Origin of the sequence: Flectobacillus sp. (assembly GCF_049240685.1) — a bacterium.
Taxonomy (GTDB): Bacteria; Bacteroidota; Bacteroidia; order Cytophagales; family Spirosomataceae; genus Flectobacillus.
This window is the reverse complement of record NZ_JBMLSD010000242.1, coordinates 1-19,187: the sequence shown is the minus strand read 5'-3', so window position 1 is coordinate 19,187 and position 19,187 is coordinate 1. Positions and strand designations below refer to the sequence as shown.

14 protein-coding genes and 1 CRISPR repeat array are annotated in these 19,187 nt (G+C 36.2%); of the genes, 5 read left to right on the top strand and 9 right to left on the bottom strand.

All coding sequences use genetic code 11. The features are described from left to right. Nucleotides 1-18: 18 nt before the first annotated feature. Nucleotides 19-793: a CRISPR direct-repeat array (repeat unit 37 nt; unit sequence CTTCCAACGTAACTTCCATTAGAATAAGGATTGAAAC). A gap of 89 nt (nt 794-882) precedes the next feature. Further along, on the bottom strand, nt 883-2,436 hold the full coding sequence (locus tag ACOVQ4_RS11135; protein WP_421820720.1) for a DUF5723 family protein: 1,554 nt from the start codon (nt 2,434-2,436) through the stop codon (nt 883-885). A 689-nt stretch (nt 2,437-3,125) separates the two neighbouring features. Between ACOVQ4_RS11135 and pfkA the strand changes: the two genes are divergently transcribed. Next, complete coding sequence (gene pfkA, locus ACOVQ4_RS11130) at nt 3,126-4,097, top strand: 6-phosphofructokinase (protein ID WP_421820719.1); 972 nt, start codon at nt 3,126-3,128, stop codon at nt 4,095-4,097. A gap of 174 nt (nt 4,098-4,271) precedes the next feature. Here pfkA and ACOVQ4_RS11125 read toward each other — a convergent pair whose 3' ends face one another. Continuing rightward, on the bottom strand, nt 4,272-5,147 hold the full coding sequence (locus ACOVQ4_RS11125; protein WP_421820718.1) for a YdcF family protein: 876 nt from the start codon (nt 5,145-5,147) through the stop codon (nt 4,272-4,274). Between the two features lie 701 nt (nt 5,148-5,848). Here ACOVQ4_RS11125 and ACOVQ4_RS11120 point away from each other — a divergent pair. Together ACOVQ4_RS11120 and ACOVQ4_RS11115 are read left to right on the top strand one after the other, a co-directional pair. Continuing rightward, entirely contained in the window at nt 5,849-7,300 is a 1,452-nt protein-coding gene (locus ACOVQ4_RS11120; protein WP_421820717.1) for a DUF4369 domain-containing protein, read from the top strand. A gap of 104 nt (nt 7,301-7,404) precedes the next feature. Beyond that, nucleotides 7,405-8,775: a redoxin domain-containing protein gene (locus tag ACOVQ4_RS11115; protein WP_421820716.1), complete on the top strand. Its 1,371-nt coding sequence runs from the start codon at nt 7,405-7,407 to the stop codon at nt 8,773-8,775. A 325-nt stretch (nt 8,776-9,100) separates the two neighbouring features. Here the strand turns inward: ACOVQ4_RS11115 and ACOVQ4_RS11110 are convergent, their stop codons facing one another. Both ACOVQ4_RS11110 and ACOVQ4_RS11105 read right to left on the bottom strand, forming a co-directional pair. After that, complete coding sequence (locus tag ACOVQ4_RS11110) at nt 9,101-10,000, bottom strand: DUF58 domain-containing protein (RefSeq protein WP_421820715.1); 900 nt, start codon at nt 9,998-10,000, stop codon at nt 9,101-9,103. Between the two features lie 347 nt (nt 10,001-10,347). Further along, nucleotides 10,348-10,953: a septal ring lytic transglycosylase RlpA family protein gene (locus ACOVQ4_RS11105; RefSeq protein ID WP_421820714.1), complete on the bottom strand. Its 606-nt coding sequence runs from the start codon at nt 10,951-10,953 to the stop codon at nt 10,348-10,350. Between the two features lie 248 nt (nt 10,954-11,201). Here ACOVQ4_RS11105 and ACOVQ4_RS11100 point away from each other — a divergent pair, with 248 nt between their 5' ends. Both ACOVQ4_RS11100 and ychF read left to right on the top strand, forming a co-directional pair. Continuing rightward, on the top strand, nt 11,202-11,519 hold the full coding sequence (locus ACOVQ4_RS11100; protein ID WP_421820713.1) for a DUF3276 family protein: 318 nt from the start codon (nt 11,202-11,204) through the stop codon (nt 11,517-11,519). Between the two features lie 267 nt (nt 11,520-11,786). Continuing rightward, a complete protein-coding gene (gene ychF / locus ACOVQ4_RS11095; RefSeq protein WP_421820712.1) occupies nt 11,787-12,893 on the top strand; it encodes a redox-regulated ATPase YchF in 1,107 nt (368 codons plus the stop codon). 162 nt (nt 12,894-13,055) lie between these two features. Here ychF and ACOVQ4_RS11090 read toward each other — a convergent pair whose 3' ends face one another. The 5 genes from ACOVQ4_RS11090 to ACOVQ4_RS11070 all read right to left on the bottom strand — a co-directional run bounded on the left by ACOVQ4_RS11090 (nt 13,056) and on the right by ACOVQ4_RS11070 (nt 19,041). Beyond that, entirely contained in the window at nt 13,056-14,366 is a 1,311-nt protein-coding gene (locus ACOVQ4_RS11090; protein WP_421820711.1) for an OmpA family protein, read from the bottom strand. 162 nt (nt 14,367-14,528) lie between these two features. Further along, nucleotides 14,529-15,845, bottom strand: coding sequence for a type IX secretion system plug protein domain-containing protein (locus ACOVQ4_RS11085; protein ID WP_421820710.1), 1,317 nt, complete (start codon nt 15,843-15,845; stop codon nt 14,529-14,531). A gap of 104 nt (nt 15,846-15,949) precedes the next feature. Continuing rightward, nucleotides 15,950-16,183 carry a hypothetical protein gene (locus ACOVQ4_RS11080; RefSeq protein ID WP_421820709.1) on the bottom strand — a complete coding sequence of 78 codons (234 nt, stop codon included), beginning with the start codon at nt 16,181-16,183 and terminating at the stop codon, nt 15,950-15,952. A gap of 69 nt (nt 16,184-16,252) precedes the next feature. Continuing rightward, nucleotides 16,253-18,184: an ABC-F family ATP-binding cassette domain-containing protein gene (locus tag ACOVQ4_RS11075; protein WP_421820708.1), complete on the bottom strand. Its 1,932-nt coding sequence runs from the start codon at nt 18,182-18,184 to the stop codon at nt 16,253-16,255. A 59-nt stretch (nt 18,185-18,243) separates the two neighbouring features. Beyond that, nucleotides 18,244-19,041 (bottom strand): hypothetical protein, encoded by a 798-nt coding sequence (locus tag ACOVQ4_RS11070; RefSeq protein WP_421820707.1) that lies wholly within the window; start codon nt 19,039-19,041, stop codon nt 18,244-18,246. Nucleotides 19,042-19,187 lie beyond the last annotated feature (146 nt).

The window sequence follows — 19,187 nt, the reverse complement described above, 5'->3', positions numbered from 1 at the left end:
AGTTATCCAACCAGACGACTTCCAACGTAACTTCCATTAGAATAAGGATTGAAACCCTCAATCTTCATATATAATTCCAACGGACACATAAACTTCCAACGTAACTTCCATTAGAATAAGGATTGAAACCTAAGCTCTGTGGACTTACAATATTATTTACAGTATTCTTCCAACGTAACTTCCATTAGAATAAGGATTGAAACCCAGCTTCAAAGAATTTTGTTCGAGTTGCGAGTGACACTTCCAACGTAACTTCCATTAGAATAAGGATTGAAACGATGCTTGTATGAAGAATGGGTAGAAATGGGTGGTTCTTCCAACGTAACTTCCATTAGAATAAGGATTGAAACTAGAGTAACCTTCTATCTGCTTCAGTATTATTATTGCTTCCAACGTAACTTCCATTAGAATAAGGATTGAAACCAGTGGTTTGCTCGGTGGGCTTAAGTGGCAAACCGCCTTCCAACGTAACTTCCATTAGAATAAGGATTGAAACATATATTTGTTTGAAGCGCACAACGCCCGTGGATACTCTTCCAACGTAACTTCCATTAGAATAAGGATTGAAACTACGCTGAACTTTGTAAAGGATGGAGAGGCTTAGTTCTTCCAAAGTAACTTCCATTAGAATAAGGATTGAAACATGCCCGTTTTGTTGAGTTCGACATACAAATCATTCTCTTCCAAAGTAACTTCCATTAGAATAAGGATTGAAACTCACATCTGCAAACGTTAAGTTTGAATTATCTGCATAGTCTTCCAAAGTAACTTCCATTAGAATAAGGATTGAAATGATTATTGATTAATTCATTTTTTCATTCTCTTCATTCACTTCATTCCCTCCAAAGTAACTTCTATCTTCAGTAGTTTAATGGATATTTTTCACTTTTTCCAAAACATCATTTTCTGAAAAATACTTTTTTTGTTATCTTCTTCGTACCAGCAAGCATTCGGAAGGGTCGGCCCGGCGTTGAAAATAGGTAAATTTAATCCAAAGTAAGCATCTAATCCTCTAGGGTTTCCTATGTTTAAGAGCGAACCTAAATTGTCTGTTCCTATAAATATTGGCCCTAACCGTGTGGCTAAACCAAAACCGAATTTTGAGTAATTATCAAATAAAACTAGCGGTAAACTTACTTCTACCCATTTACGCTCATATCTTGGTGTGATACTTATCAAGGACGGGGTGCGAAGTCCCCTTGTCGTACTACTAGTCAGATTTTGTACCCAATATCCAGCTACATAGATATTTGCTTTTAGTTGATAGTCGGCAGTAATTTGTAAGGTTGCAGGCAATATCGTCATGAACTGCCTATCATTGTTGCTAGGGCCTGCTCCAAATTTATTGTTAATTTGATTGAAAAGGGCATCAAATCCTCGCGAACCTCTAAAATCCTCTCTGTTAAAGGTTGTATTGACAATAGCTAAGTCCCAGCTATTTGCATAAAATGGATTGTTGTAATTCAAATAACCAATATCGTTGAGTGCTACGCCAATTTTGTATTTGTACTTGTTTTTACTCGCATCTAATTTTCTTTTCCCTTTTTCTCGATAGGTATATTTTTTTATATCTGGACGGTATTCGTACACAAATCCAAGGTCGATTCCCCAACCGCCGCCGGCTGAGTCACCACCCAACAACCATCCCAAAGATGGACTCGCATTTTTCAAAGCGTCTTCGTCGGTATAGCCATACTGTAGTTTCAATGAATTTACCACAATCATATTGTTGGTAGGGTCTCTGAAGTCGGGGATGATTTGATAGTTAGCCTCATTAATTATTGCGTATGCCGCATAAATTCCTGCCAAACGCTTGGCGGTAATCCCAACTTTTATGTATTCTTCGTCATTATCGATTAAGGTTTGCCCATAGGTAATCCCCACTTCTGCATAACTATTAAGATTGACCATCATATTCTTTAGGTTGTAGTCTAAATTACTAGGCTGAACATTATCTATTCCGTAATAAATCGTTTTTGCAAATTCGCTATCTACGTGGCTTGCACTCATGCCCGCACGTACTCGTGTAGTAAGCGCAACGGAGCGATTGGCATTTATGGTATACAAGGCAGACGGCCCGCGTGTATCGGTGAGTGTGTACACAGATTCAAACGAACCATTTGGATTAGGTCGCAAATATTCATCTTTATAAACGATTACTCCTCTCGAATTTCGGTACGCATCAGATACCGTATTGGTAAGTAAAGACAAGTAGGAGTAGGGGGCATCCCAACCAAAGTAGCTATTTGTCGCAAAGGCATCATTGGCTGCTATATTTAAGTAAAATTTGTAGCGAGAATCAGTAACATTCGCAGGATTTACGTACAAAGCATTGGTCCCAGCATAATTACTGTTGGCAATACCCAACCATTGTTGCGCTTGTGATACTATCGGGAAAAAGCAAATACTTAGAAGAGAAATAAATTTGTTCAACATGTATTATAAAGCCTATGAGTTGTTTTTGTATGATTAAGTAATGTATAGGCGAGGGATAAAATATAATTGTTTAGGTATTGGTAAAATATATAAATGGGTTTGGTTTAATTCATTAAATGTAAAAATCTTCTGGTAGACTTCCTATAAACTCCAAACAACTTCTCAATATTGTATCTGTTGTAAATAATCCCTCGCAGTTTCTTTTTAATAATTTAATTTTATTCTAACCTCCAATTCAAGACAAAATTCGTTAATTAGTCCGTTACTTTGCAAGTAAGTTTTAATTAAACGATTAATTATCGATATTTACCAAAGCAATTTTGCATATTTTATTACAATATTTACCCAATCATGACACGATACGTGTAAATACTACAGTCTTGGATAAATTAAATAATGATTTGGCTTATATGATGAGTTTTTTCTTATAGTCAAAAATAACTCGTAAAATTGTTGTATAATTTTAAGTGAGGTCTTGGATATTTCTAAGTGTATATTTTTTTGAGTAAAAAAGTAATATAAAAAATTAGAAAAATTATATAATTGCTGGTTTTGCAACTGTTTGCGCTATTTTTTTCTAAAAATGATTCGAAACGTCATTTTTAAGCAATAAATTTGCAGTGATTTGCACAAAAAGCAAATAATATTTGGGATTTAGCTTAACCGACTAAAAATAATAAATTGTCTATATGAAAAGAGTCGCAGTTTTTACCTCTGGTGGTGATGCTCCAGGTATGAATGCTTGTATAAGAGCCGTTGTACGTGGAGGTTTGCATTATGGCCTAGAGATGTTCGGAATTATCCGTGGTTACAATGGAATGATTAAAGGTGATATTATCCCCCTTAATTCACAATCAGTAAGTAACATCGTGCAGCGCGGTGGTACTATCTTAAAGTCAGCTCGTTCGAAAGAGTTTATGACTCCCGAGGGTCGTAAAAAAGGCTACGACCAGCTCAAAGCTCATGGCATCGATGGTCTTATTGCTATCGGTGGTAATGGTACTTTTACTGGTGCTGAAATTTTCTTCAACGAATTTCAAATTCCAACAGTTGGAGCTCCTGGTACTATCGATAACGATTTGTATGGTACCGACTATACTATTGGTTATGATACTGCTGTAAATACAGCTTTGGATGCAATCGATAAAATTCGCGATACTGCCGATTCGCACGATCGTATCTTTTTTATTGAAGTAATGGGTCGCGATTCGGGTTATATCGCAGTTCAGTCGGGGATTTCGGGCGGTGCCGAGTCAATCTTGATTCCTGAAGAAAGACAAACTATCGACGATGTTGTATCGGTATTGAAGGCTGGTTTCGACAGAAAGAAATCTTCTTCTATCGTAGTAGTTGCCGAGGGCGACGAAGAAGGCCACGCAGCAGAAGTTGCCGAAAAAATCAAAGCTACTATTGATGTTCCTGTCGATATTCGTGTTACTAACCTAGGGCATATTCAGCGTGGTGGTAGCCCAACAGCTTATGACCGTATTTTATCTAGCCGTTTGGGCTTAGGTGCTTTGGAAGGTTTATTGAATGGTCAGAAAAACGTAATGGCGGGTATTGTAAACGATGAATTGATTTACACACCTTTCCACGACACAATTACGAAGAAAAAAGTAATCAACAGTGATTTGTTGAGAATGGCCTCAATTCTTCGATAAACAATTCTTTTCTGGGGTGTTTAGTGCTTTACTAAGACCACAGAAAAACATGACTGAAATTAGGTTTTACAATATTTTGTATAACAAAAATTTTCGGGTGAAGAGTGGTAGTGAGTTTTTCACTATATACTTTTCACTCAAAAGTTGAAATATCCCTTTCTCAAAATTTCTTCTCTAACAGTATCCCATTAATTTGTAAACTACAAAGCCTATTATTTCGTGTATAAGCTGATAAGCTTCAGACAAGGCTTGCTCACTAGGTATTAGTAGGTTGTCGGGCGTATAGCCAAGGTCTACCGCCCTAACTGCGCAGCTGTAAAGTTTGGTATTTAGGCCTGCTTTCCTAAAACATCCTAAGGCTCGTCTCCCATGAAAGGCCGAAGTAAACAAGATAGAACTTTTTAATTCTGGTAATGCCTGTATAATCTTGGCACAGTACAATGCATTTTCTCTGGTATTTCTGGCCTGTGTTTCTAATAATATATCGGAGGGTTTTACGCCGAGTTCAATCAAAATTTGTCTTGTTTTGTTTGTCTCCGAATCGTGTTCTTTACCCAGAGGGCTTAAGCTGATATCTCCTCCCGAGATTAATATCTTTTTGAGCAAACCTTTTTTGTATAATCTTAGCGCTTGAATAAACCTATCGGCTGTTTTTCCAGTGAATACTTGAGATGAATTACTTGCTCGATTAATCATCATTCCTCCCGAAATAATAATTCCTACATCATAACGTTGTGCGAAAGGATTGGAAGGCGGAGGCGTTTCCCAAAATCGATATCCCCAATTTATCAAAGTACTATTTCCAAAAATAAAAAGAAGACTTAAACTTATTAACAATAGTCTCTTTCGCCTTTTGGCTGATTTGGTAACGATTCCCCAAGCAAGTGTTATCATTATTACAATGATGGGCATAAGTAGGTAAAAAAGAATTTTTGAAAGTATAAAAAACATCGTTTGATAGGGATAAATGAGTGTTACAGATAAATTTGAAAGTATTTGAGCTTCTTCTTCTTCTTTGGAAGCTAAGTTTAGATAAATTTGTAAATTCAAATTAAACAGTTCGGTGTATGACTTTGCTTAATGCATACCACTGAGGTTTAGGAAAGTTTTCATTTATTACAAAAATTTGAAAATTTCCTAAGTTATGTAAGTGAACAAAATTGGGTCTAATTTTTTAGGCAATAGGCTTAAGGCTTTAAGCCTTAAGCTAAAGAAAAAAGGCGTTTTTTTTGAAATTATAAAGAGCTTTTGCCTATCGTTTACTGCCTAAAGCCGTGTACTTAAATTTAATTTTTGAGCTTTTGGCTTTTCGTTTTGGGCATTGCAAAAATATGTCTATCGTTTCTAAAAAACGATGTTACACCCTTTGCCTTGTGCCTAAAAAACAAAACTTAAATCTAATTTTGCACAACAAGTTATGAACATAACATTTTGACAATCTAATTAATAGGAAAAATTATATGAATAGTTTCTGATTACTTGACAAAATTGAAGTTACTAGTTCAAGACTTAGTCTTGGACTCATTTTTTTAACAGTTTTAAACTGTTTTTAAACATTCATTGAAAAAGTCTAAATACCTTTTCTCTTTTTATCCAGTAATTATGAATAGTTTATCTGAGGTATTTTGGATACAACCTTTTGATTATGAATTCCTTCAAATAAAATATTCTGTAAACAAACAACGTCTTATTATTTAGTTAAACAAGTTTTAAAAATACATAAATAGATATCTCAATCTTAATAACAAAAAATGAAGCATTATTCTAAACAAATTTTTCTATTCCTTTTCCTTGTGTCCATCGGTATTCAGGGTTTGGCACAAACGCCTACAGGTTTTTCAATTAAAGGAAAGATTTCGGGATTAAAAGATACAACAGTTTTTCTTGCTCACTATTTTGGATATAATCAACAAGTGATAAAAGACACCGCCCAAGTGGATGCTGAAGGGCAGTTTGATTTTAAAGGTACAAAAGAGTTGCCTGAAGGTTTGTACTTGATTGCCTTACCCAAAGGGCGATATTTGGATATCGTCATTGGAAATACTTCTTTTTCTTTTCAAACTGATACAGTCAATTTGATTGGTAAAATGAAAGTTACAGGTTCCAAAGAGAATGAATTATTTTTTGGTTTTCAACAAGAAATGTCTGCTAAGTTTGAGAAACTAAAACAACTAGACGCTCAACGTCGTCAGAAAAAAGATGCAGCCTCGGAGACAGCCTTCAAAAAACATCAGGCAGAAATAGAGACTTTTCAAAAAACTTGGCTTGAACAAAATAAAGGTTCTTTTGTAGTAAAACTTATCAAGGCTGCCCAAGAACCAGAAGTTCCTGCTTTTGGCAAACCTGTAGTTACTAAAGCGGATTCGTCTGCCATGTATCAGTTTCAATTCAATTATTATAAATCACATTTCTGGGACAACTTTGACTTAGGCGATGAGCGACTGTTGAGAACTCCCTTCTATCAGAAGAAATTAGAACGCTATTTTGAAGATTTGACGGTACAACAATCAGATTCAATTTCGAAAGAGGCTGATAAAATCTTGAATAAAGTAAAAAGTAGAGATATGCGTCGCTACACGATTTATAAAATTTCAAGTACTTACGAAAACCCTAAAATCTTAGGCGTTGACGGCGCTTTTGTACACATGGCCGAAAAATACTATATCGGAGAGCCAGCGCTTTGGGATACTAGCACCGTTCGTAAAATGAAGGAGAGAATAGCCATTGTTAAACCTTTACTAAATGGAATGCCTTTTCCTCAGATGTATTTGACAGACACACTTGGTCGTGAAATAGATATTCGTCGTATTCCTGCCGAATATACTGTGGTATTTATCTATGACCCAGAATGTAGCCATTGTCGAGAATCTGCGCCTAAATTATCAAAAATGTATCCTGCTTTAAAAGCAAAAAATATTAGAGTATTGGCTGCCTCGATAGACAGGTCTTCGCTCAAATGGAAAAAGTTTATTAAGGAATTTAAGTTTGAACAAATGATTAATGGTATTGATATTCATAAAAATCCACAAACAGGCAAAGAAGAGTATTATACCGATTTTAAAAACTTATTTGATGTGTATGCTACTCCAGTAATCTATGTGCTAGACAAGGACAAGAAAATAATTGCGAAAAGATTGCCCTTAGAACAAATTGAAGATTTTATCGATTTTCATAAAAAGCAAAATCAAACTATCAAAAAATAAATCGAATGGCACAGCCCACAAAGCTGTGCCATTTGTTATTTTTGGGGGCAAGAATTTTAATTTTTAGCTTTGTAGTTAAAGAACCCTAATCGCTAACAATGTTTATGATAAAAAAAATACTTCTTTTTACCACTATTTACTGCTTTTTGTTTTCGTCACATCTATTGGCACAATATCGTATTGAAGCAAAATTTAAGAATCTTCGCGACTCTGTGTGCTACCTAACCTATTATTATGAAAATCTTAATTATATACAAGATTCGGTTAAGATAAATGCAAACGGTGTGGCGGTATTTCAAGGTAAAAAAGCCTTGGAGCCTGGCTTATATAATATCATGATTGGTACTTGGAAAAGTATCGATGTCCTTATTGTAGAGCAACAGTTTTCGCTCGAAGCTGATGCCAAAGACCTTGTAAACTCCATAAAATTTACAGGGTCGAGAGAGAATGACCTGTTTTATAGCTACCAACAAAAAATACTGAAAGAGTCCGCCAAGATTGCCTTATTGGAGCCCAAATTAGATTCTGTTTCGATAAATAAAAAGTATGCTTTGCAGTATGACTTGGAACAATATAGAAAAAAATTTGTTGCTGCATTTGCGGGTACTTTTGCCTCAAAACTCATAAAAGCCACTATGCCTATGGATTTGCCTATGGCGCCCAAATTGGCCGACGGACAAGAAGACCCGCTATGGTCCAACAAATTTTTTGTTTCTAACTTCTTTGATAATTTCGACTTAAGCGACGAGCGAATGATTCGTACGCCCTATATACATGAGAGTGTAACAAGTTATTTTGAACAATTGACTTATCTACCGCTCGATTCACTGATGATTTTGGCAAGCAAAGTAATCGACAAGGCAGGAAAATCATCCGTAATGCGTAAATACCTGATTACGAAGGCTACTGGTTTTTTTGAGATTAGTAAAACAATGGGACATGATGCTGTTTTTGTTTACCTAATGAAAAAACATTACCTTCAAGAACCCTATTTATGGGATGAGAGCACCATCAAATTGGTGAAAGAACGAGTTTTTTACTTAGAAAAATTATTGATTGGAAACAAAATTCCAGATGTAAAATTAACTGATTTGGCTGGGAGAGAACAAACCTTACATGGTCTAAAAGCTAACTGTACTATTGTATATATCTATGCGGCAGATTGTGGACATTGCAAAAACTTTACCCCTCAATTAGTGCAACTACATCGAAGATATGCCGATAATGGTTTAGCGATTTTTGCCCCAATTTTTGGAAATGACTTAGACACCTGGGGCGAATTTATCAAACATTACCAAACACAAGATTTTGTTAATGTAATAGACCAGACTGGAAATGTTAATTTTTTTCAAGAATTTGATGCCCAATATACCCCAACTATTTATATACTAGATAAAGAAAAAAGAATTGTAGGTAAAGGAAATTTAGCCATTGAAGACTTGGAACAAATTGTATTGAGGTATTTAGGTAGGTAAGTTAGTGAGCAAAATTAGAGTCAAGGTTTGTGTATTAAGCACGAGACAATAGGCACAAGGCAGCAGGCAAAGCGTTAGCGATGTTTTTGCCGAATATCCATAACTGAGAGCCCAAAGCTAAAGAAAAAAAGGATTTTATATGAATTTATAAAGACCTTGTGCCTGTTGCCTAAACGTATTACATAAATCCAATTTTGTTCACTTTTTTGTTAGCTTTCGGCTGTAGGCTTTGGAAAAAGCATGTCTTTGGTTCTTAAAAACACTTTAACACTCTTTGTCTGTTGCCTAAAACCCAAAGCCTATCAATAGAATTACGCAAGTAAAATTATCGCATTTTTGCTCTTTTGACCAAGTACGCCGAAAGAATCTGCTCGAATCCTTGTGCAATATCAGCTTCTATAAAATCGATTTTGTATTGTCCACAGCGCAATTTTAAGTCATGATAAAAGCGCTGTAATACGCGTTGGTAATCATCTTTTACTTGTGCAGGGTTAAGTTTTATTTTTTCATTTGTCTCCAAATCAATAAACTCATAAGGTCGGTCCTCGAAAGCAAAATCGGATTCTGTTTTTTTATCAGTAACATGAAAAATTAAAACTTCATGCATATTGTGTTTTAAATGTTGTAAAGCCGAAAAGAGCTTTTCAGCTTCGGCGATATTGTCAAACATATCGCTAAACAAAATCACCAATGAACGGCGATGTATTTTTTCGGCAATTTCATGTATGACCGATGCTACACCTGTGGTTTTGGAGGCATCAGGTTTTTGCATAAGCTCTTGCAAATCCAACAAAATCTTATGAATATGCGTTGGTGTGGATTTGATGGGAGTCTGTATTTCAATCTTATCCGAAAACGTGGTTAGACTTACCGCATCTTTTTGCTTTTGTAACATAAAAGCAATAGCTCCAGCCGCCATAATCGAGAAAGTGATTTTGCCAAATTCTGGCGAAGGATAATACATCGATGAGGAGGTATCAATCAGTAAATGACATCTCAAATTTGTTTCTTCTTCATATCTTTTGGTATAGATACGATCAGTTTTTGCATAAACTTTCCAATCTATATGACGCGTACTCTCGCCTGTATTGTATAAGCGGTGTTCTGCAAATTCGACCGAAAAGCCATGAAAGGGAGACTTGTGTAAGCCAGTGATAAAACCCTCGACCATTTGTTTGGCCAAGAACTCAATATTTCCGTATTCTCTAATTTTCGCTAAATCCATGAATTTATGATATAGGAGGCAGTAGTCCAATATTATGCCAATTTACAAACTTTATTGTCAAGGAGTAGTCTTCTTGAAAGTATTTCTATGATAGGTCTTAAGGATGATCGCCAAAAAGTCAAAATACGCCAACTGACTCATGTATGGAGTTGTCTAAAAAAAGTTTAATAAAGATAAAAATCACTATCTTCAAAATTTACAATTTTCACACCATATTACTTCTCCAAAAAATGATACAAAACAATTTATCTGGCGTTGAAAAAATGTTTCATAAAACGAATAAAACCTGTAAAAAATTGTTTTAAATCGATTTAATTTTTCGTAAAATCTACTTTTTTGATAGTGTTTTATTTTGACTTACTTTTTTGTTCGTTTTTTTTCTCTCTAGCTAGTTTTCGTAGATAAGAGTTTACCTTTAAGCGTCTTTTTTTGAGATGTGGGTATTTGCGTTTGTGCCAGTTTTTGCGAAGACGATAATATTTACTAGGTTGAAGAATTGGTTTTTGATAGTATTTGGATTCAAGTTTGGGCGTAGCTACCACACTTAGCGAATCAAAAGATTCGAGCATAATATCACCATCAAAACCAACAACTTTTAAGCGAACTTTTGTTAAACCATTCTTCCTCATTTTGAGCCACTTAGCGGGGTTCTCTGTGAGGTCGATGATACGGCCCGCTTTGTAGGGGCCACGATCGTTGATACGCACAATCACAAAACGCTTGTTTGAAAGATTGGTTACTTCTAGCATTGTTCCAAAAGGCAAAGTCATGTGCGCCGCTGTATATTGATTTTTTCTCAAAATCTCACCAGTTGAGGTAGGTTTATTATAAAAGCTATTGGCATAAAAAGAGGCAATTCCAAAAGATTCGTCGCCTAATTTTTGTGCGCTTGCAGGGGAGGCTACAGATAGAATCAACGAAATCTTGAGAATTCCAAAGTGTTGTTTCTTCATTGTAAGTGATTAGTAAATGCTTGATAAAATTGAGCAAAGCCGTTAGTTAAGTCTGAAAAAAAGCACTATTTACAAATCTATGCTTTTTGGAATCAAAATAAAAATATTTATTGGTTTTGTTATATTTTTATTGGTAAATATTTAGTTTAAAAGTCCAAAATACAAATTTTATTTTATTCGAAATTTTTGTTAGAATCAATAAAATTTTTACTTTTACCAATCCATAAACCCTAAATTTTAATAGTACAGTGGAAGAAAGAGAAAGAGAAGAATTGTTTTCAAAACGCATTAGAGCGGGGAAAAGGACGTATTTCTTCGATGTGAAATCAACTCGCTCAAACGACTATTACATTACCATCACTGAAAGTCGTCGCTACCAAAAGGATGATGGCTTTGCTTACGAAAAACACAAGATGTTCTTGTACAAAGAGGACTTCGATAAGTTTTTGGAAGGTTTAAGAGAAGCCGTAGATCATGTAAAGCATGAACTGCTACCTGATGTGGATTTTTCACAATTCAACCGTGAAGAAGACGAAGGGTTTGGTAGTGATTTAAAGTGGGAGTAAGCAGAAGACTGAATGCTAGGTCAAATTTGTTTTAGTGTACCCAAGCTATGATGAATCGTAAGAGAGCAGCTCTGTGTATGACGCTGTACTTGCTACACTATTGACCTTTTCTACTTAGTATGCTCTCTAAAAAGACTTAGCCTCTGATTTTTCAGAGGCTTTTTGTTGTTACAGGAATATTCATGTAACTTTGCACCTCCAAAATCAAAGAATCTAAAAACGCTGGTGCTTTTCAAAAGCCTTGGCCACATCAATAACAAAACTTCAATGGGTTTAAAATGCGGTATCGTAGGTTTGCCGAACGTCGGAAAATCTACTTTGTTTAGTGCAATTTCTTCAAATAAAGCCGAAGCGGCCAATTATCCTTTCTGTACTATCGAGCCAAACGTAGGCGTTGTAACCGTTCCTGATGAGCGTCTTCAAATACTCGAACAACTGGTAAACCCACAACGTGTGTTACCGACTGTTATCGAGTTTGTAGATATTGCAGGTTTGGTGAAAGGAGCATCTCAAGGTGCTGGTTTAGGTAATAAATTCTTGGCAAATATCCGTGAGGTTGATGCCATCATTCACGTGGTGCGTTGTTTCAACGACGATAATATCGTTCACGTTGAAGGCCGTGTAAATCCGGTATCAGACAAAGAAATCATCGACCTCGAGCTTCAGTTGAAGGACTTGGAGTCGGTTGAGAAAAAATTGCAGAAATTTGAGCGTGCAGCCAAAGCTGGCGATGCCAAAGCCAAACAACTCGTGGCTATTTTGTCGCAATACAAATCTACGCTTGAAACAGGAAAATCGGCAAGAACCGTCCAAGGACTAGATCCAGACTTAAAACAGGAGGCTATTGGCGATTTGTTCTTATTGACCGACAAGCCTGTAATTTATGTGGCCAACGTTGATGAGACTTCTATCCAAGCAGGTACAAACGAATATGTTGAGGTGTTAAAAGCGGCAGTAGCAGACGAAAATGCTCAAGTAATTGTCATTTGTGCGTCGGTGGAGTCTCAAATTTCAGAGATTGAGGATTTGGACGAGCGTCAAATGTTCTTGGAAGAATATGGCTTGAAAGAGTCTGGTCTTTCTCAATTGATTCGTGCATCTTACGCTTTGTTGAACTTGATTACCTATTTTACTGCTGGTGTAAAAGAGGTTCGTGCTTGGACTATCCAAAAAGGATGGAAAGCTCCAGCTGCAGCGGGGGTAATTCATACAGACTTTGAACGAGGGTTTATCCGTGCTGAGGTGATTAAATTAGCAGATTATCAGCAATATAAATCTGAAGCAGCTTGTAAAGAAGCAGGTAAGATGAGCGTAGAGGGTAAGGATTATGTAGTGGCTGATGGTGACATTATGCACTTCCGCTTCAACGTATAGATAATAGAAAGTTAATAGTAAATCGGTTATTTGAGTACTCAAAATTAGAAGGCAATTGTTACAGATATCTTAATTCCTGCTACTGAGTATAAACTATTGACTAATAAAAAATGACGACTCTCAAGAGCCGTCATTTTTTATTAGTGGTAAAAATTCTCAGATTTACATCTTCAATACGCTCATTTCTACGCGTCTGTTTACTTTGCGTTGTTCCTCGGTACCGCTTTTGATAATGGGTTTTGAACTCCCGTAACCAATGGTTTGGATGCGAGTTGGCGCTATTCCTTTTTTGACCAAATAATTCTTACAAGATTCAACTCTTTCTTCCGAAAGTTCCTGATTAGCTTCAGGGTCGCCTACTACATCGGTATGCCCTTCCAAACGTATTTCCATTTGTGGAAAATCCCTCATCATCGTTACTACCTTATCTAGCTCAACAAAAGAGGCAGGTAATAAATCTGATTTTGAGAGTTCAAAATTAATATTCTGTAAAGTGATTTTATCGCCAACAGCCAGCGGGTTCAAGAAAATATCTTTATTGAGCTTTCCATTAATCGCTAGTTTACCCAAATCAATCGTTTCGTTGAAGGTGGCATAACCACGTGCATAAGCCGTAATGACATAAGTTTGATTGGTCGGTAAATTAGAACGATAAATACCAGTACTCACAAAACTTTGGGTTGAGTCTATCTTCTTATTGGTATTATTTTGTACAAAATTAATCGTGGCACTGACTGCTTTTTTCGTCTTGGCATCACGTACAATTCCCATTACCAATGTTGTATTTGCCTCGGTGGGTTTGGTACTGTTGTCTACTTCACCTACCTTACCTGATTTTGGCTTTTTTGAAGGTGTATCATTCGAACCACTTGGTACTGGAATCGATGGCGTATTGTTGGGATAGCTTGGCGTATTATTCGGATAGGTCTGAGTATTATTGGGTTGCTGAGGATAATTCTGTGAAGTCGCAGGATTACTCACTCGAATATTATAAGAGTTCCAACATTCGTTTGCATTGCTATTTTCGCACTCATACAAATCAAAAATTTCTATTCCGGGATTTAATCTTTCATAATAAAGGCTAAAATTGGCTTCTTGCTGAGGAGGAACTTGGGTCATCTGAGGAGCAACGGTGATACCTTCGGCTTTGATAAATCGAAATGCTCTTCCATTTGAAGCGAGCAATCGCGACTCTGGGCTAATGCCAATAGAAGAACCATTAACACGGCCTGTTTCTGGATCACGAGTGGCTGGCTCAGAGTTTCGAAATGTCATGTCGAGAATGGTATACTGATTGGTTAGACGGACATTATTGATTCTAATACTGGTATTTGATTTACGGGGCGTTTGATTGGGATATTGATTGCCACTACCATTGCCACTATCAGTTCCACCATAACCGCCGCCAGGTTGCATAGTAATACAACTTTGTAATATTGGGACAAGTCCCAAAATAATGAGAAGCTTTTTCATAAAATACTTTAATTGAGTAAAGTTTTGGGTTCTTACGTTAATACGCAAAACAAAATTTAGTTTTTGAGCGTTCGGTTTTCAGCTATTTGCATTCAACAAAAACATATCTATTGTTATTAAAAAAACAATTTGAAACTTTTTGCCTATTGCCCAACCGCAAAATTATCTTGATTTAATGAGAGAATAACCTACCAAACTATCCGCTCTGCCACCAATAGACTGATGGTAAACAAATATTTCGTAAGTGTTTTCGGTTTGAGAGTGACTTCCTTCAATCTCGGTTTCATTTACGATACCCTTGTTATCAACTGTAATATACTGAAAATTATAAATACCTTGTTTTAATTGGATAAATGCTTCGTAAGCGCCACTTTCGGGTACATAATGCATTTGATTAAACTTATCGAGATTCCAGTCATTGAAAGCTCCTTGTATATATACCTTTTTATTAGTCAAAGAATCTGTTTTTAACTGAAAACTCACCCTAACATAATCTGATTCAGTGGCTCCCTTGTTGGTCTCATAATTATCAATGACAAACATTCCGTCAAAATCTTTCGTGTCTACGTAGGCTAAGCCGTTTTGAGGCTTGTCTGTAAAAAGTTCAAAGACATTTTCCTTTTCTCCATAAAATATATGAGAAATACCAACGAGTTTTTGTTGAGAACTACGAATATCAAAAAGACGGAATTCATTTATGCCTTCAATGCTATTTTCGCCGTCAAAGAATTGATAATCAAGCTTTTTGTTAAAATTATCAATCATAAAAGGCTGAAGATTTCGAAGGGTTTTGTTGTCTCGAAAGTTTTGACGGATAATTATTTTTAAGTCATTCTTTGGGTCGAGAATTTCATAACCTGAATAATTTATCCCAAAGTTGATTTGCTGATGTGTACGTCTTTTATCTGGTACATTCGAAAAAACTATTTTTCCACCAACACTCACTCTGTTGTCGTATACCTGAAACCTACGAGTAAGTACAATATCTTTTTCATCACGATTTTTATAAACCATTACCAAAAAGTTGCCCGAAACTCTCACTTTGGGTAATACCACACTAAAGTGATTGTACTGTATTTTAGTAGCAAAAGAGTTGTAATAATCATAAATTGGCAAATCGTTGTATTCGCTCAAGTACTCAATTTCGTTGAGGCTTGAAGGTTGCCAGTCCGAATTACAGTGAAAAATCTTTATCCGAAAGTTTTGCACGGTAGGATTCAAACAATCAAATTCTAGTTTTAGATTTTGGTTATTACTTAGTCCTATCACAGGAGGATTCAGTGTGGCCTGTATGTTATTGGTTCCATCAAAAATAGAAAGGAGTGGGGTTTTGATATAAGGTTCATAAATCTGATTATCATAAATCAAAGTTTTACCTTTTTGGGCAAATACCGCAAAGCTTATTAAAAGTAATAAGCCTGTTTTTAGTAAATTTTTACTAAAAACAGGCTTCAGAATCGGAAGAATATTTTTTAACATAGATAAACGGAGTATTGGAAAATAAGGGAATGGTGATTTAGTAGCTAAGCGGATTTTGAGGCCATTTCGGATTTGTGATTTCAAAAATGAAATACCTTTATTTTTTACAAAATACAATAATGTACGCTTTGTAAATCCAACATCTCAGATGTTGGATTTACAAAAGAGTTCAAGATGTTCAAAAATGTTTTTATCAGGATTATTTTTGCAGCCATTGCAACCTTTTCGTTTGCCAAATCATTATGGCGACCGAGAGGTTTGCTACGAAGCAATTTTGCTTTAAAAACAACGCTTAGACTTTCGTAAAATACAAATCCGAAATAGTTGATTCTTAACATCCTTGATGTAGTTCTGACGATGATTGGTTGACTTTGTCTTATCAATTTACCCAATCTCTCAATCATTCCTTAGTTAATACTCGCTTCCACCTCTTCTAGTTCAAGCATGGCAGATTCCCAATCCTGATTAGCTTGTGCTAGATTTTGCTGAATTTCTTGGTAGGCGGCATTTGCTTTGGCTAACGCTGCACTATCGTTATAAATTGTAGGGTCTCCTAATTGATGCTCCAAATCCGTTTTCTTTTCTTCTAATTTCGAGATTTTATCTTCCAAATCACTAACTTTTTGATTTAGTTTCTTGATTTGTTTTTGAGCTTCTTTTTTAGCAAAATCGCTTACCGGTGTTTTGGTTTCGACTTTGGGCGTTTCTGGTTTTTTCTCTACTGGTGCTGGTGCGGCATTGGCTTGGCGTTCGGCTTGCCAAAGTTCGTACTCCTCGTAAGTTCCAGGATACTCCTTGATTTGTTCGTCTTCGATATACCAAATTTTATTGGCAATCTCTGAGACAAAAAAACGGTCGTGCGAAACAACCACGTAACTACCTTCATATTGCTGTAAAGCTTGAATCAAGATATTTACCGACATCATATCGAGGTGGTTGGTAGGTTCGTCGAGCAATAAGAAATTTGCCTCCGAAATTAATACTTTTGCCAGAGCAACTCTTGATTTTTCGCCTCCCGAAAGTACCTTGATTTTTTTGAAGACATCTTCACCTGTAAACAGGAAGCAGCCCAAAACACTTCTTAGTTCTGTTTCTAGTTTGGCAGTACCCGCCATTTTCAATTCGTCTAAGAGCGTATTTTCTACATCCAAACTCTCGAGCTGATGCTGAGCAAAAAATGAATCAATCACATTATGCCCCAATTTACGTTCGCCATCGAGGGTTTCTGTACCTGCAATGATACGCAAAACAGTTGACTTACCTTTTCCATTGGCACCAATAAGGGCGATTTTATCTCCACGTTCGATGGTAGCAGTCGTGTTGGTCAAAATACGTTTAGAGCCATAAGCTTTACTTACCTCTTCAAGGTTCATAATAAAACGACCCGGCTGCGTTCCAAAGTTGAATTTGAAATTAACTTTTGCTGCTTCGTCTATTACATCGTCAATCATATCCAATCGAGCTAGTGATTTTACACGAGATTGTACCTGACGAGCTTTTGTAGCTTTTGATTTAAAACGTTCGATGAATCGCTCGGTTTGTCGAATCATCGCTTGTTGGTTTTCATAAGCTCCTTTCTGGATTTCATTTCGCATAGCTTTTTCTTCTACATAAAACGAATAATTTCCAGAATAAGAAACAAGCTTGGAGCCTGTCACTTCAACGATGGTATTGACAGTATTGTCGAGGAAATAACGGTCGTGAGACACAACAATAATAGCACCTTCATAATTGTTGATGTAGTTTTCTACCCACTCGATTGAGGGTAAATCGAGGTGGTTGGTAGGTTCATCAAGCATCAACAAAGACGGACGTTGCAAGAGTAATTTGGCAAGCATCACACGCATACGCCAACCTCCCGAAAAGGTTCTGAGCGGTTGACTCAAATCGGCAGTTGTAAAACCCAACCCTTCCAGAATCGCCTCGGCTTCAGATTGCATGGTATAACCTCCCAATGCATCAAATTCATCTTGCAGCCTAGCAAGACGGTCTACATCCTTATCCTCGTAGTTGGTTTCCATTTTATGCAGTACTCGGTCAATTTCTTTTTGCAAGAAATTTTGGCGTTCAAAAGCCTGCATTGCCACGGCCAAAATCGATTCGTCGGATTGGTATGAAAGTAAATCTTGGTTTAAGAAACCGATAGAGCAATCTCCAGATTTTGAGATATTTCCACCATCTGGCTGATATTCGCCTGAGATAAGGCGCAAAAGTGTTGATTTTCCTGTTCCGTTGGCCCCAATCAAACCAATTTTATCTTTAGGTTTGATGTGTAAGTTGGCTTCATAATACATCGGGCGACTCCCGAAGTAGAATGATAAATTATTAATAGATAACATACCACAAAGATAGTGGAAATTGTGGAAAAGAAGGTGTAGGTGGTAGATGCTAAAGAACGCTATTTTATAGAATAACTTTCCAGTAAAGTAGTAGAGATAAAATGCTCCTTAGCCAAGACTATGGGGTCGTTCGGATTAGTAACTCCTTTTCTATAAATAAATGATTGTTCGATTTCGGTTTTTACTAACCCAATTTTGGATAGCCACTCTCTAACGATGATATCTGTCTCTCCAATTTTTCGGATATATTTCCATTCAATTTTATAGCAGTCTAAAGCCTCATTTTTTATCATAATTGTTTCTCTTCCTGTGATGGTCTTGGTAATATAATACCCCAGAGCTCCTGTACCATCTCGGTAAGCCCATGTATTTCCAACCTTGTAGGGTAGTTGATATTCTAGAGTTGGAGGCGTTTCTATCCCATTTATTCCTTGAGTAAGATGAAAGTTTTTATTGAGAAAAATATTCATAAAATCTTTACTTTTAGGAGTACTAATTTGTTGAGGAATCATTATCGCATTATTAGCATACCCCCTAACACCTTGTTTATCAATATATTTTAGCTGTTGGTCATACAAACTTAGGTTCGGGATATTTCGTTTGGTTGAGAAAACCTTCACAGTCAGAGTATCGTTGATGACACTATCCTTTTCAATCTGAACGGTTCTAGTTGTGGTATCTATCACATTTTTGGGATAAAGATTACCTTCATCCTCCAATATGACAGTTTTAAAACTATATACCCATTTTGAACCTATTCCCATTGGATAGGTAAATGATGGGTCTACATTTTGATTCGATGAAGAACATGCGCAAGTCAGAATGCCGAGTACTACTAATTTATAGAGAGTTTTCATGGATATATGTTTATCTTAGACTAAGCTTTTAAGTTTAGAAATTTTGTCTGATGACTTGACAAAATTGAATTTACTAGTTCAAGACTTAGTCTTGGACTCATTTTTTTAACAGTTTTAAACTGTTTTTAAAATCATCAGTGAAAAAG

Bases quoted from the DNA above. Each gene is read 5' to 3' on its own strand.
- ACOVQ4_RS11135 (WP_421820720.1), bottom strand. From the start codon at position 2,436: ATGTTGAACAAATTTATTTCTCTTCTAAGTATTTGCTTTTTCCCGATA.
- pfkA (WP_421820719.1), top strand. From the start codon at position 3,126: ATGAAAAGAGTCGCAGTTTTTACCTCTGGTGGTGATGCTCCAGGTATG.
- ACOVQ4_RS11120 (WP_421820717.1), top strand. From the start codon at position 5,849: ATGAAGCATTATTCTAAACAAATTTTTCTATTCCTTTTCCTTGTGTCC.
- ACOVQ4_RS11115 (WP_421820716.1), top strand. From the start codon at position 7,405: ATGATAAAAAAAATACTTCTTTTTACCACTATTTACTGCTTTTTGTTT.
- ACOVQ4_RS11110 (WP_421820715.1), bottom strand. From the start codon at position 10,000: ATGGATTTAGCGAAAATTAGAGAATACGGAAATATTGAGTTCTTGGCC.
- ACOVQ4_RS11105 (WP_421820714.1), bottom strand. From the start codon at position 10,953: ATGAAGAAACAACACTTTGGAATTCTCAAGATTTCGTTGATTCTATCT.
- ychF (WP_421820712.1), top strand. From the start codon at position 11,787: ATGGGTTTAAAATGCGGTATCGTAGGTTTGCCGAACGTCGGAAAATCT.
- ACOVQ4_RS11090 (WP_421820711.1), bottom strand. From the start codon at position 14,366: ATGAAAAAGCTTCTCATTATTTTGGGACTTGTCCCAATATTACAAAGT.
- ACOVQ4_RS11085 (WP_421820710.1), bottom strand. From the start codon at position 15,845: ATGTTAAAAAATATTCTTCCGATTCTGAAGCCTGTTTTTAGTAAAAAT.
- ACOVQ4_RS11080 (WP_421820709.1), bottom strand. From the start codon at position 16,183: ATGTTAAGAATCAACTATTTCGGATTTGTATTTTACGAAAGTCTAAGC.
- ACOVQ4_RS11075 (WP_421820708.1), bottom strand. From the start codon at position 18,184: ATGTTATCTATTAATAATTTATCATTCTACTTCGGGAGTCGCCCGATG.
- ACOVQ4_RS11070 (WP_421820707.1), bottom strand. From the start codon at position 19,041: ATGAAAACTCTCTATAAATTAGTAGTACTCGGCATTCTGACTTGCGCA.